Consider the following 13,096-nt stretch of genomic DNA (forward strand, 5'->3'; position numbering starts at 1 on the left):
CCAGTGATCACCTCTGAACCGAGGAGACGATCTTGCTACGGAACCCGATCTCCATCGCACTCGGCCTCGCCGCGTTGCTCGCCGCTCTGGTGTTCCCGGCAACGGCCACGGCCGCGCCGAAGAACACCTTCCAGTACGGGTGCACGCTCTCGCTGGACACCTGCCGCGAGGCGGGCGTCCAGGCCGGCTCCTCCCCCGCCGCCGTCGCGAGCTACCTGGACACCGCCGCCGAGGAGATGTCCGCCGCCGCCTTCACCACCCAGTCCGGCTATCTGACCAACAACGGCGCGAACGGCCGCTTCTACGGGTGGAAGCTCAAGAAGGGCGTCTACATCCCGCTCAACTACTACCGCTGCCAGGTGGTCAACGGCCAACTGGTCAACTGCGTCCTGCACGGCGAGATCGGCGTGCAGGCGAGCTTCTTCTTCAGCGGCCACCAGGTCAGGGAGATCAAGACCACCGTCACGAACCTGACCCCGCTCCCGTTGCAGGTCCAGCACGCCTCGGTCTGCCTGCCCGGCGGCTTCGGCTGCACGGCGCCGGTGGCGAGCCCGGTCACGCCGATGCCGACGAACGTCCCCAACAACCACTTCGCCCCGTCGCTCTACCTGCCCGAGGTGGGCTCGTACCAGGTGGCGTTCGGCTGGAACGTCATCGACCCGCCCATCAGCTCCGCGGCCGCGACGCCGATCTACGGTTCGATCATCTTCAACTGCGAGCAGCTGCGCCCGGACCCCGACCCCGGCGAGTGCTACTTCTTCGCCAGCAACGCTTGACGAGCAGGACATGAGCCGCCGGACCCGCGAAGAACCGGGTCCGGCGCGGACCTTTTCAGGGAGAATCGGCGAGTTCGAGCTGATCTGCGGTGCGAACAGGAAGGACTTCCGTGGGGATCTCACTCAACGCTGCCGACGTACTCCCCCAGGACGCGGCGGACGCCACCCTCGTCGCGAGGGTCTTCGACCCGTCCGCGGGCGGCCCGTCGGTCGTGACGATCCGCGGCGAGCGGGTCGTCGACCTGTCGTCGCTGGCACCGACCGTGTCGTCACTGCTCGATCGGCCGGACGCGCTGGAGATCGTCAAGAGTCACCCCGGCGGCACGTCGTGGCCGTTGGCAGAGGTACTGGCCGCCACGACGAACCCGGCCGGTGCGGCTCCCCGGTTCCTGGCTCCGGTCGACCTGCAGGTGCTCAAGGCCGCGGGCGTGACCTTCGTCCGCAGCATGCTCGAGCGGGTCATCGAGGAGCGCGCCGACGGGGACCCCAAGCGGGCCGAGGAGGTCCGCGAGAAGGTGGGCGCGATCGTCCAGGGCCACATCTCCCACCTCAAGCCGGGTTCCGCGGAGGCCGCGGAGGTGAAGAGGCTCCTCCAGGCCGAGGGCCTGTGGTCGCAGTACCTCGAGGTCGGCATCGGCCCGGACCCCGAGATCTTCACCAAGGCGCCCGTGCTCTCCGCGGTGGGACTGGGGGCCGACATCGGCGTCCTCGCCCGCTCGGCCTGGAACAACCCCGAACCCGAGCTCGTCCTCGTGGTGGACTCGCTCGGGAACCCGGTCGGCGCGACGCTCGGCAACGACGTCAACCTGCGCGACTTCGAGGGCCGCAGCGCCCTCCTGCTCACCGAGGCCAAGGACAACAACGGTTCCTGCGCCATCGGACCGTTCCTCCGGCTGTTCGACGACGGGTTCACCCTGGCGGACGCCAAGGCCACCGAGATCGCCTTGGACGTCACCGGCCCCGACGGGTTCGAGCTGCACGGCGTGAACCCGGTCTCCGAGATCAGCCGGGAGCTCGAGGAACTCGTGTCCCACGCCTTCGGCGCCCACCACCGCTATCCCGACGGCTTCGTGCTGTTCACCGGCACGATGTTCGCTCCCACCGAGGACCGGGACCAGCCCGGCGAGGGGTTCACCCACAAGGTCGGGGACGTCGTCCGCATCTCCTCACCCCGGCTTGGCGCGTTGACGAACGTCGTGAACACGGCCGAGGACGCGGAGGACTGGACGTTCGGCATCACCGCGCTGATGGAGAACCTCGCCGCCCGCGGTCTGCTGCGCCCTGCGTGAGCTGTGCCGGGTCATGAGTGCGGGGAGGCCCCGGGGTGTCCTCCTGGTCGCCGGCTCCCTGTTACCCAGGCGCATGGTCCTGCGGTATTACTTCCGTGATACCGCAGGACTACTTCCAACAGCCACCGCCGGCGGATGAGGAGAAACATTCCGTCCCGATAGCGTCCAAGCCATGAACGATTCCGCGTCTGCGAACAGGGTCCGGCCCGGCCGATTACGCATCGCCTCCGCTTGGCTCTTGGCAGCCATAACGGTGTTCATCGCCGTACTGCTCTATTTCGCCGCCTTGCTTCTGACCGCGCAGGCGACAGAGAACGCATTGCTGTCCTACGTTGTTGCGGTATTGGTCGCGTTTGTGTGCGTGTTCGGCTTGGCCCGGTTGTCTGTTCGACTTCCAGACGGCCGCAGACGGCTGACCGTCTCCCTCACGGTTTCACTCCTCCTGGCGGCGGGGCTGTCCTGGGCGTGGTTCGGGGCGCCCGCGACTCACACGCCACTGGCCGGCCCGGCCGTTCAGCACTGGGACCTGCCGACGGGTTCCCGGATCGGCTACGTCCGCACCGCCGGGACGGTCACGCGTCCCGAACCGGTGCTGCTCGTTCACGGCGGCCCAGGATCTCCGTCCACCACGATCGACGGGTTCGCTGAGCGCCTCGCGGCTGCCGGATTCGCCGTGTACAGCTACCAGCAGGTCGGTGCCGGCCAGTCGAGCCGGCTCGATCCGGAGGACTACACGCTCGACCGGCACGTCGCCGACCTCGAAGCCATCCGTCAGCAGTTGGCTGCGCCGAAGATGGTGCTGATCGGCTCGTCCTGGGGTGGCCAGCTCACCGCTCATTACATGGCCACGCATCCCGGCAACGTCGCCCAGGCGGTCGTCGCCAGTCCCGGAGCCATGTCCAGCGATTCTTTCACCGACGGCAGCCTCACACCGAACGGTCAGAACGATCAGGCCGACAAGTTCGCGGAGCACACCCGATTCGCGGCGACGTACTTCCTGGCCCAATTCGGTGGATTGCGCGCGGCCGGCACATTGATGCCCGCCGACACCGCGGACGCGCTTTACCAGCAATTCGTGCACAGCCTCAACATGAGCTCCGGCTGTCCCGATGCCGCTGAGGCCGAACGGCCCGCTCCCGCCGGATACGGCCTCTGGGTCAACATCGCCACCACCGCTTCGGCGTCGAAGGCCACCGACCCCCGGCCGGCGTTGCGCCACAACCCCACGCCCGTGCTGGTTCTGCGCGCGCAATGCGACTACCTCCGCTGGGAGGTGACCCGCGAGTACCGCGACACGTTCCCCCAGGCGACGATGCTGGCCGTCGAAGGCGCCGGACACACCGTTCTGGCCGACAAGCCGCTCGACACCGGCGGAGCCGTAGCCGCCTTCCTCACCGGAGAAGCGTTGCCGGCCAAGCCTTACACCGCGACAGAATCACCTTGGCAACGCTGAGCTCAGTCGAGTGCGGGGAACTCCACCGCGGTAGCCGGCTCGCGCCACGCGCGGTACCGGAGTTCCTCCGGACTCGTGATCCCGTACGCCTCATGAAGCGCCGCAACGCAACGCCGCGCCAACTGTGCGAACTCCTTCGTGAGTGCCGGGCGCCGAAGCTCCGACGTCCAGTTGGGTTGCGCGACGTCCGGCGCGACCCAGTCGAACCTGCGCAACTGGAACTCGTCGGCGTCCTTCGCGACGTCCGCCCCCGGCGCCTCCGCGTAGAGCCGGTCGGGCGCACCGGCGAACTGCACGTACCGCCTCGGATCCGCCGCCGCGTGGACGATCAGGAACACGCCGTCCGTCACGTCGCGGAACGCGTCCGTGAGGCGTTCGGTGAAGACCTCCCAGTCGTGCGCGATCTTCCACGGCACCGGAACCGGCGTGTGCGTGACGGTGAACTGCAACTCCGGGTCACCGAACGCGATCAGCTTCTGCAACGGCCCGCGGTGATCAGCCCGCTCGAACCCCTGCACGTCCGCCATCGGGTCGCGCGTGGTCACCCAATAACCGTGCGGCGAGTCGGTGACGACCTCGACGGGCATGCCGCGGTAGGTGCCGGGGCGGGAGAGGTCGTAGCAGTCCAGCACGTCGTCGTGCCCGATCTGCCTCACGAAGTAGCGGCGCCCCGCCTTGGTGAACGACTCGTCGACTTCGTGGTCCGACGCGATCCACCACTTGCCGGGCGAGTGCTGCAGCCGGTACTCGACCTCGCGGTAGCGGACGAATCGTCCGGGCGCCGGGATGCGGTCGGGGTTCACCGGTGTCCGGCCCTCCGGTCGAGTTCGACGCCCTGCGGGGTTTCGAACGTGGCGACGAGGCTCTTCGGGGCGAGGCTGAAGGAGATCCGTCCGCCCGACGGGGTGTTCCAGGTCGCGGACGTCGCCGACTCCGCGTCGCGCATCGCCGGCACGCCCCAGCGCCCTTCGGCTTCGCGCACGTTCAGGGTGAAGGCATCGCCGAGGAACCGCCTCGATTCGGCGGTGACCTCACGGATCTTGTCCGCCAGGTCGAGGTGGAGGTAGGACAGGTCGCCCCTGGATCCGATGGTCGACACGTCCTGGGCGGTGAAACCCGACACCGAGTTCATGAGGTAGGAGACGCCGTCCTCGATCTCGATCGTCCATCCGAGACGTTCGACGGCTCGCTGCTGCACCTGGTCCCGTGTGAGCGGCCACGGCGCGGCCTCCCAGAAGGCCATGAGGTCGCATGCCTCGACGGGCGTCATCGCTTTCCAACTCACTTCTCGATCTTCTCATGCACCGTGTGCCGAAAACCTGATGAGCGGACGGTGGTCGGCGGGATAGCGTCTCCCGGTGCCCGACGAGGAACTGCTGCGCCGATGGGAAGAACGCTGGCCGGACTGCCCGCCCATCGGCCACGACCTGCGCTGCGAGCGAGACCGGTGGGTGCGATTCCACAGCCTGCCGGAGTCCAAGCGCTACCCGGACACAGAGGATGAATGGGCGATCGTCCTGGACCGCTACAACACCGTCCTCGACGAACTGTTCGCGGGCGTCGACGTCCACGTCGTCACATCGGACTGGTCCCGCACACCGGCACCGCCCGAACGCCCGCACGAACAGACGGTGTGGCACCCAGGAGCCCACCACTGGACCTCGGTCCTCGAAGATCCGGATCCTGACTTTCAGATCTACACGCACGTCTACGTCAGCCGGATCCCGTGGGAACGCGGCTGCATCGACACACTCCTGCGTGCCGTGGCCAACGACGCCACATCGGGTGTGCTGATCATCGACGCCGATCTGCAACGGGCCTACCACCCGTACGACGGCGGCGCCGACGTCATCCTCACCACGAGCGCCGAACGCGACGAACTGTGCTCACGGCATGCCGACTGGCTCTCCACCCACCCGTCCGGGCTGTAGAACCTCTGTCCTAGATCTTGGGCGCGCTCGGGTGGTGAATCGAGCGGTGGCAGGCGGCAAAGGTCTGGCGCGCGGCGGGTTCAGTCCGGCTGGCCCAAGGCCGCCGTGAAGCGCGTCGCGACCGCCATGACCGCGGCCCGCAGCTCGTCTCCACCTTCGACCCGGAAGCCGAACGGCACGGCCGCCAGCCACTCCTGCGCGTACATCGCCGGATTGCTGGTGGTGCCGAGGAGCACGCACCCCTCCCCCGACGGGTGCAACCGTCCCATGGGAGGCCGGATCCAGGGCACCACCTCGGCCAGCGGGGCGTCGAAGACGACGTGGGTGGGGAACGCCCAGCCCGTGCCCAGGTTCTCCTCCAGTGCCGCGACCGGGTCGAGGTCTCCGGGTGGTTCGAACTCGTGCGCGGTCTGGGCGACCGTGCGAACCCGGTCGATTCGATAGGTGCGAATCGCGTTCGCTCGATGGGAGTGGCACAACAGGTACCAGCGACCGTGGCGGACCACGACCGCCCACGGGTCCACTTCGGACTTCCACGCGTTGCCCGCTTCGCTCCGGTACGCGATCAGCACGCGGTGCCGGGCCGCCGCCGCGGCGACCAGTGCGCTGGTGATGGCGGGATCCGGGCTCGCCGACCGCCGGTCCGGTGCGGCGCTGGCGTGCTCGCGCAGCACGGCGGCCTCCTTGCCGACGTTCTCGGGCAACGCCTCGATGACCTTGCCCAGCGCCGCGCCGACCGGGTCCTCGCCCTCGGTGGCGGCGGGCTGGCCGTCGAGCACCGCCATGACCAGCCCCAGCGCCTCGGCCTGGGTGAACACGACCGGGGGCAGCTTCGCCCCGCGCCGGAGCCGGTACCCGCCGTGCGGGCCTCGGCTCGACTCGACCTGGATGCCCGCCTCCCGCAGGATGCCGATGTAGCGGCGGGCGGCGCGCTCCGTGACGCCCAGCCGGCCGGCGAGCTGGTCGGCCGTCGTGCCGGGGCGCGTCCGGAGGATCTCCAGGGCGCGCAGTGCCCTGGCGGTGGGGCTGATGTCGCTCGGCACTCGGGCAGGCTAGGCGATCTTCCCGATGAACCGGAAGCAGATCGTCCGGAATCGCCTCTAGCGTGAGCGTGCGCCGCAGCGACCTGGCCGCGCGGAAGTAGGGAGAACTGACCGTGGACATCCTGCTCATCGCAGGCCTGTGGCTCGACGGATCCGCGTGGGACGACGTCGCCTCCGCGCTGAGGGCACGGGGTCACCGCCCCGTGCCGCTGACCCTGCCCGGGCAGGGCGACGGATCCACCTCCGCCACGCTCGACGACCAGGTGGCGACCGTGCTCGACGCCGTGGACGCGGCCTCCGGCAACCCCGTGGTGGTCGGGCACTCGGCCGCCTGCAGCCTGGCCTGGCTGGCCGCGGACGCACGACCGGACAAGGTCTCCCAGGTCGTCTTCATCGGCGGCTTCCCGGCCGCCGACGGCACGCCCTACGCCGACTTCTTCGAACTGCGGGACGGCGCCATGCCCTTCCCCGGCTGGGAGCCGTTCGAAGGACCGGACTCGGCCGACCTCGACGAGGACGCCAGGCGCACGTTCGCCGCCAACGCCATCCCCGTTCCCGGTGCTGTGGCCACGGGCGTCGTGCGGCTGACCGACGAGCGGCGCTTCAAGGTCCCGGTCGTGGTCGTCTGCCCCGAGTTCACCCCCGCTCAGGCCGAGGAGTGGATCAGCGCGGGCGACGTGCCGGAACTCGCCAGGGCCGAGCACGTCGAGTTCGTCGACATCGACTCCGGCCACTGGCCCATGCACACCAAGCCCGCCGAGCTCGCCCGGCTCATCGCGGCCGGCACGGCCTGACGGGAACCGCGCTCGCCACAGGGCTGAGGCCGCTCGTGCCGATGAGTTTCGCTGCGGTGCCCAGTCTGTCCTCCCATACGACTGATCGCTCTCCGCAGAGCGTCAGGACGGCCACGTACAGGAGGCAAGCGTGAGGCTTCTGCTCACGTCCGCAGGTGTCAGCAACCCGAGCATCCGCGATGCGCTGGTCGACCTGCTGGGCAAACCGATCGCCGACTCCAATGCCCTGTGCATCCCCACCGCCCAGTACGGGCATCCCTGGTGCGGACCGGACTCGGCCTGGCGCTTCATCTCCGGCCGGTCGCCCCTGCCCATGACCGATCTGGGGTGGAAGTCGGTGGGTGTCCTGGAGCTGACCGCGTTGCCCAGCATCAGCGAGGAGCGGTGGGTTCCCTGGGTGCGGGAGGCCGATGTCCTGCTGGTGGCCGGCGGCGATGCGATGTACCTGTGCCACTGGATGCGGGAGTCCGGGCTGGCGGACCTCCTGCCTTCGCTGCGGGACACCGTCTGGGTGGGGCTGAGCGCGGGCAGCATGGTGATGACTCCCCGGATCGGTGACTACTTCGTCGAGTGGACGTCACCGGACGGGGGTGACAGCACGCTCGGGGTCGTCGATTTCTCGATCTTCCCGCACTTGGGTCTCATGCCGTACAACACCATGGCCGCCGCGGAGAAGTGGGTGGCCGAGATCGCGGGGCCGGCGTACGCGATCGACGACCAGACGGCGATCAAGGTTGTCGACGGCACTGTGGAGGTCGTCTCGGAGGGGCAGTGGAAGCTGTTTTCCTCATGAACCCCCACCGTCATGAACAGCTGTGGGATCGAGTCGGTTCGTTGCGCTGTCTCGACTAGTGCTCCAACAGCACGGTGGTTCCGGTCTGGCTGGTTGGATGGCGCCGTGCACTACAGCGAGGTGGAAAAGGCCGTCCGCGAACTCGTCGCGGCCGCCGACGACGACAAGCGGCAACGGTTCGGCGCGGAAACGGTGGTCCGGCTGACCACGGGCGAAGACCTGGCGGACGCGGCGGAGGCCGAGTTCGACGACGACGCCCAGCAGGCGTTCGAGCAGGCGCGCACAGACCCGGCCACCAGCACGCCCGACCAGCTGCGGGCGTGGCTGGAGACGATCGACGCCGGCACGCTGTCCGACGGGGACATGGACCCGCAGGTGCTGTGGGCGTTGGAGGCTCTGGAGCACTGGGCGGGTTTCCTCGACGGTGGCGACCCCGAGTTCGTCGCGCAGCTGGCGATCCGGTCGCTGGAGGCGGTCGACTACGAGGTCTCCGCGCGTCTGGACGACTTCCTCGCGTCCCCGGAGATGGCTGCCGAGTTCGAGCGGATCGGCAGGCACCTGCGTTAGGCGAGCGGAGCGGGGCGCGGCTGTGAAACCGCGGTGAAACCGGCCCTGCGCAGGATTCCCCCATCACCACTGGAACAGGGAGGAATCCAGATGCGCAGGACAGTCACCAGGGTCTTGCCCGCACTCGCGTTGCTGGGCGCGCTCGGGTCGTTCGCGCCGGCGCAGGCGGAGGGCGGGCCGGTGCACGCGGCGGCCGGGTGCCGGGCGGCGCCCTACTCGGCGTCGTTCAGCCTGTACTTCGAGACCGAGTCGTACATCGACCTGGGCGCGTACATCACGTCGTCGCAGTGCAACGACATCAACCTGAGGTCGACGAACGGCACCAGCTACCGCGCGTGCGTGATCTTCGTGAACCACACGTCGGCGTGCAACTACGAGACCTCCGTCCCGGCCGGCGGGAGCTGGGTCAACATCGCCACCGACGTGAAAGACGGCACGCGCTTCAACGTGCGGATCTTCAAGGGCGGAGGGAACTACGTGACCCGTGCGGGGGTCATGGACTTCTAGTCCGCCATCAGCTGCGCGGCCACCTGGGCAAGGCGGCGGACGTTGATCGGGTCGGGGGCCCGGAGGTGCAGCCGCCTCGCCGAGTCGAACGCGTGCCGCGCGGCACCGAGGTCGCCTGTCTCGGCCTGGGCATCGCTCAGGTCGAGGTAGGCGGCCACGGCCAGGTGCACGTCGTCGGTGTCGTGGTAGAGACGAGCGGCCGTGGCGAAGGCGTCGGCGGCGGGTTCTCCGATCGCCCGGAGGCTGAGGCCGAGCTCGCGGTGCGCCATGGCCTCGGTCATCTTGTTGCCGGTCTTGGCGATCGGCAGGAGGGCGGACTCGAAGTATCGGATCGCGTCGTCGTGGCGCTGTGCCCGCGCGTGTGCCTGGCCCAGTGACAGCAACGAATCTCCTTGCTGGCCGACGAGATCGTCCTCGTGCGCGATGGCCAGCGAACGTTCGTGGTGGGCGACGGCTCCCGCGAAGTCGCCGAGCACCGACCTCGCGTCGCCCGCGTTCTGCAGCACGATGGCCAGGTAGCCGCGGTCGTCGAGCGCGGTGAAGAGGGCCAGTGACGCCTCGTAGGACGCGAGGGCGGCCGCCGTGTCGCCCTGTTCGTGGTGCATCCAGCCGAGGTTGTTCAACGTCGCCGCCTCCCGCTGGAGGTTCCCGGTCTCCCTGGCGATGGCGAGGCAGCGCTGTTGTTCCAGCACCGCCTCCGCGATCCGTCCGGAGTGGACCAGCGCGATCGAGAACTGGGCCCTGGTGCGGCATTCGAGGTCGGTGCCGCCGAGGGCGGTCGCGGCGTCGACCGCGTGCCGCAGCAGGGTGACGCCGAGCAGCCACGTGCCGCGGTGCTCGAAGTAGCCGCTGAGCAGGAACGGGATCTGCCAGGCCGGCTCGTAGCGCCGCGTCGCGACGGCGTGCCGGACCAGGGCGGTGAGGTTGGACTTCTCGTCGTCCAGCCACGCGAGCGCTTCCAGTGCCGTGTCGAACGGCGCCGGGCCTGCCTCGACCACGGTCGGGCGGTAGGGCACGAGCAGCCGGTCCGCCGCGGCCAGCCTGCCGACGTACCACGCGTGGAGCCTGTCCAGCGCGGCGTTCCGGCACCGCGAGTCCTCCTCCGCCTCCGCACGTTCCCCGGCGTACAGGCCGATGAGGTCGTGGAACGCGTAACGGCCGGGCGTGCGGCAGTCCAGGAGGTGGGCGTCGTGCAGCACGTCCAGCGACCGGGCGCCGCACCCGGCGTCCAGCACGCCGGCGATCTCGGCGGTGGCGTCGAGGTCCGGGACCAGGCCGAGCCGCCGGAACAGCGTGCGCGCCGCCGGTTCGAGGCGTTCGTACGACAGGGCGAACACCGACCGCACGGCCGCCTGGTCGTCCTCGGCGATCGCGAGCACGCCCAGCCGGTTGCCCGTCAGGTCGGCCGCGAAGTCGGCCAGCCGGCGGCGTGGCTGGTCCAGCAGGTTCGCCGCGGCGATGCGCAACGCGAGCGGCAAGTGGCCGCACGCCTCGGCGACGGCGGCCGCGGCCTCCGGTTCGGCGGCGATCCGGTCGACCCCGAGCAGGGTCGTGAGCAGGTCGAGCGATTCGTGCGCGGGCAACGGGGCGAGCAGCAGGCGGCGCGCGCCGTTGATCGCGACCAGGCCGGCGAGACGGCTCCGCGAGGTCACCAGGGTGACGGTCGCGGACGTGCCGGGCAGCAACGGCCTCACCTGGTCCACGTTCTGCGCGTTGTCGAGCAGCACGAGCACCCGGCGGTCGGCGACCAGCGACCGGTAGAGACCCGCCGCGCTCTCGAGGTCCTGCGGAACGTGCTCGGCGGGAACGCCCAGCGCGCGCAGGAACTCACCGAGCGCGTGGGCCGCGTCGACCGGGTCCGCCGTCGACGCGCCGCGCAGGTCGACGTAGAGCTGGCCGTCGGGGAACTCCGCCCGCCGCAGGTGGGCCCACCGCAGGGCCAGGGCCGTCTTCCCGACCCCCGCGGCACCCGCGATCGCCGAGATCGTCACGAGCCCCGCGCCGTCCGCCACGACGGCGTCCAGCTCGGCGAGTTCCCCGGTGCGTCCGCTGAAGTCGCGGGGCGCGGCGGGCAGCTGTGCCGGGCGTGGACGGCCCGGCCGGGCAGGGAGGTCCAGCGCCGGATCGGCGCGCAGCACCTCCTGGTACCGCGCGCACAGGGCGTCGCAGGGGTCGATGCCCAGCTCGTCGCGCAGCACCTCGCGGGCCTGGTGGTAGGTGGCGAGCGCGTCCCCCTGCCGGCCGCAGCGGTACAACGCCAGCATCAGCTGCGCGCGGAACCCTTCGAGCAACGGGTACCGCGCCACCACCTCGGTCAGCTCCGGCACGAGGTCGTCGTGCCGGCCGAGGTCCAGGTCGACGTCCACGCGCTCCGCGAGCACCGCGAGCCACCGGTCGGTCAACGCGTCCGCCGTCGTCCGCACGACGGGCACGTCGGCGAACTCGGCCAGGGGCGCACCCCGCCACAACCCCAGCGCCGCGCGCAACAGCCCGGCCCGCAGCCCGGGATCGACGGTCGCGTGGGCCTGGGCGACCAGCCGCCGCATCTCGTCGGCGTCGCACTCCCCCGATTCCACGACGAGCCGATAACCGCCGGGCCCGTGCGAAATGCGGTCCGGGTCACCGAGTTTCTTCCGCAGCCGATGCACGTACAACTGCAAGGTCTTCCGCGCGGACGACGGCGGACTCGTCTCCCACAACGCCTCCGCGAGCGCACCCGCCGACACCGCCGAGTTGGCCTGGCAGAGCAGCACCGCCAGCAGACGCCGCAGCATCGGCTGGTCCAGGTCTACTTCTTCCCCCTCCACCGCAACACGAAGCGGTCCGAGCACGCCGAACTCCGTCTTCATGAGCACCTCCCCGCGCAGACGGTGGCACCTCGGCACGGAAAGCGCGGTGAAACCAATAAGGTTCACGGTGATGGCGTAAATCCTGAAGGACAATTAAGGAACGCAACCGCAGGGGCCCGTGCCGAACACGGTCCGCGGAAGCTGGATGATGCCCGGCATGACCGATGTCGACCTCTTCGGCACGAGCCGTGAGCGGTACCTCAGCCCGCTCTACGGTGACGGGATCTTCTGCGTCGGCAACGCCGCCGAGTGCGACCACTACACCGAGGACGGCGCCGTCCGGATCCCGTGGGGACGCACGCCGCGGCCCGAGGACAGGGCGCGAATCCGCAGCCTGGCCCTGTGCCCGACCGACGCCCAGCTGCGCAAGGCGGTGCTGCCCGCCTACCTGCCCGACCTGGCGAACCTGGAGTCGCTGACGCTGCCCGCACCGCTCGTGGCGCACCTGGCGTCCCCAGCGCTGACGTCGCTCGTGATCGGCAACGACGACGGCCGCGCGCCCTCGAGCCCGCTCGCCGCCGACACCGCCCTGCCGAACCTGAGGGCGCTGATGTGGGTCAGCTCCTACACCACGCCCCGGCTGCCGCAGGTGGTCGATCCGCTGCCGCCGCTCGGGTTCCTCCGCACCAACGTGTCCGGTGACGCCGCGGTGCTGCGCCAACTCGAGGAGCTGCCTTCGTTGCGGCACCTGGAGCTGGTGCACCTGAAGAACGTCGACGTCTTCGACCACCTGGTGGCGCCGCTGCGCGTGCTGGAGATCGGCGGCACCGGACGCGACTTCCCGGTGGCCCGGCTGGCCGCGATCCCGACACTGGAATCGTTGCGGCTCAACGGGATCCGTGCGGAGATCGACTGCACCGTGTTCCAGGCGTTGCCCGAGCTGGTGCAGCTGACCGTCCTGAACTCGAAGAGGATCGTGAACGTCGAGGCGCTGCTGGACTGTCCGACACTGGCGAGCATCATGGTCGTCGACTGTGGCAACCCGTTCAGGAAGGACGGCAAGGCGCTGTTCAAGTCCAAGGGCTTCGCCAGCCTGGACATCGACTACTCGTAGACCGTCACGAGCCGTGTCGGCCGATCACGAGATGGACGCC

The 13,096-nt window shown here is 69.8% G+C and carries 13 protein-coding genes; 9 read left to right on the plus strand and 4 right to left on the minus strand.

All coding sequences use genetic code 11. From position 1 onward, the window contains the following. Positions 1 to 32: 32 nt before the first annotated feature. The 3 genes from IE307_RS19795 (at position 33) to IE307_RS19805 (ending at position 3,518) form a co-directional block, all read left to right on the plus strand. Positions 33 to 776 (plus strand): hypothetical protein, encoded by a 744-nt coding sequence (locus tag IE307_RS19795; RefSeq protein WP_191299546.1) that lies wholly within the window; start codon positions 33 to 35, stop codon positions 774 to 776. Positions 777 to 886: 110 nt separating this feature from the next. Beyond that, complete coding sequence (locus tag IE307_RS19800) at positions 887 to 2,065, plus strand: fumarylacetoacetate hydrolase family protein (protein ID WP_229904883.1); 1,179 nt, start codon at positions 887 to 889, stop codon at positions 2,063 to 2,065. A gap of 172 nt (positions 2,066 to 2,237) precedes the next feature. Further along, positions 2,238 to 3,518, plus strand: a complete 1,281-nt coding sequence (locus IE307_RS19805; RefSeq protein WP_191299548.1) for an alpha/beta hydrolase — start codon at positions 2,238 to 2,240, stop codon at positions 3,516 to 3,518. Between the two features lie 2 nt (positions 3,519 to 3,520). Here IE307_RS19805 and IE307_RS19810 read toward each other — a convergent pair whose 3' ends face one another. After that, complete coding sequence (locus IE307_RS19810; RefSeq protein ID WP_191299550.1) at positions 3,521 to 4,321, minus strand: TY-Chap domain-containing protein; 801 nt, start codon at positions 4,319 to 4,321, stop codon at positions 3,521 to 3,523. Then, entirely contained in the window at positions 4,318 to 4,803 is a 486-nt protein-coding gene (locus IE307_RS19815) for a DUF6301 family protein (RefSeq protein ID WP_191299552.1), read from the minus strand. The genes IE307_RS19810 and IE307_RS19815 overlap by 4 nt, the downstream gene beginning before the upstream one ends. Before the next feature lie 73 nt (positions 4,804 to 4,876). Between IE307_RS19815 and IE307_RS19820 the strand changes: the two genes are divergently transcribed. Further along, positions 4,877 to 5,449, plus strand: coding sequence for a DUF3885 domain-containing protein (locus tag IE307_RS19820; protein WP_191299554.1), 573 nt, complete (start codon positions 4,877 to 4,879; stop codon positions 5,447 to 5,449). A gap of 80 nt (positions 5,450 to 5,529) precedes the next feature. Here the strand turns inward: IE307_RS19820 and IE307_RS19825 are convergent, their stop codons facing one another. Continuing rightward, on the minus strand, positions 5,530 to 6,492 hold the full coding sequence (locus IE307_RS19825) for a helix-turn-helix transcriptional regulator (protein ID WP_191299556.1): 963 nt from the start codon (positions 6,490 to 6,492) through the stop codon (positions 5,530 to 5,532). Positions 6,493 to 6,605: 113 nt separating this feature from the next. Between IE307_RS19825 and IE307_RS19830 the strand changes: the two genes are divergently transcribed. From IE307_RS19830 to IE307_RS19845, 4 genes are all read left to right on the plus strand, one after another. Beyond that, a complete protein-coding gene (locus tag IE307_RS19830; RefSeq protein ID WP_191299558.1) occupies positions 6,606 to 7,286 on the plus strand; it encodes an alpha/beta fold hydrolase in 681 nt (226 codons plus the stop codon). Positions 7,287 to 7,416: 130 nt separating this feature from the next. After that, positions 7,417 to 8,079, plus strand: a complete 663-nt coding sequence (locus IE307_RS19835; RefSeq protein ID WP_191299560.1) for a Type 1 glutamine amidotransferase-like domain-containing protein — start codon at positions 7,417 to 7,419, stop codon at positions 8,077 to 8,079. Between the two features lie 105 nt (positions 8,080 to 8,184). After that, on the plus strand, positions 8,185 to 8,646 hold the full coding sequence (locus IE307_RS19840; protein ID WP_191299562.1) for a hypothetical protein: 462 nt from the start codon (positions 8,185 to 8,187) through the stop codon (positions 8,644 to 8,646). Positions 8,647 to 8,736: 90 nt separating this feature from the next. Next, positions 8,737 to 9,153 carry a hypothetical protein gene (locus IE307_RS19845; protein ID WP_191299564.1) on the plus strand — a complete coding sequence of 139 codons (417 nt, stop codon included), beginning with the start codon at positions 8,737 to 8,739 and terminating at the stop codon, positions 9,151 to 9,153. On the opposite strand, the gene IE307_RS19850 is transcribed toward IE307_RS19845, so the two are convergent. Beyond that, entirely contained in the window at positions 9,150 to 12,002 is a 2,853-nt protein-coding gene (locus IE307_RS19850) for an AfsR/SARP family transcriptional regulator (RefSeq protein ID WP_191299566.1), read from the minus strand. The genes IE307_RS19845 and IE307_RS19850 overlap by 4 nt on opposite strands. 157 nt (positions 12,003 to 12,159) lie before the next feature. Here IE307_RS19850 and IE307_RS19855 point away from each other — a divergent pair, with 157 nt between their 5' ends. Then, the gene (locus IE307_RS19855) at positions 12,160 to 13,056 is read left to right on the plus strand and encodes a hypothetical protein (RefSeq protein WP_191299567.1); all 897 of its coding nucleotides are present in this window, start codon (positions 12,160 to 12,162) and stop codon (positions 13,054 to 13,056) included. The last annotated feature ends 40 nt before the right edge of the window (positions 13,057 to 13,096 follow it).

It is taken from the genome of Lentzea cavernae (assembly GCF_014653695.1).
Classification (GTDB): Bacteria; Actinomycetota; Actinomycetes; order Mycobacteriales; family Pseudonocardiaceae; genus Lentzea; species Lentzea cavernae.

Coding starts and splice junctions, on each gene's coding strand:
- IE307_RS19805 (WP_191299548.1), top strand. CDS start 2,238: ATGAACGATTCCGCGTCTGCGAACAGGGTCCGGCCCGGCCGATTACGC.
- IE307_RS19845 (WP_191299564.1), top strand. CDS start 8,737: ATGCGCAGGACAGTCACCAGGGTCTTGCCCGCACTCGCGTTGCTGGGC.
- IE307_RS19850 (WP_191299566.1), bottom strand. CDS start 12,002: ATGAAGACGGAGTTCGGCGTGCTCGGACCGCTTCGTGTTGCGGTGGAG.
- IE307_RS19855 (WP_191299567.1), top strand. CDS start 12,160: ATGACCGATGTCGACCTCTTCGGCACGAGCCGTGAGCGGTACCTCAGC.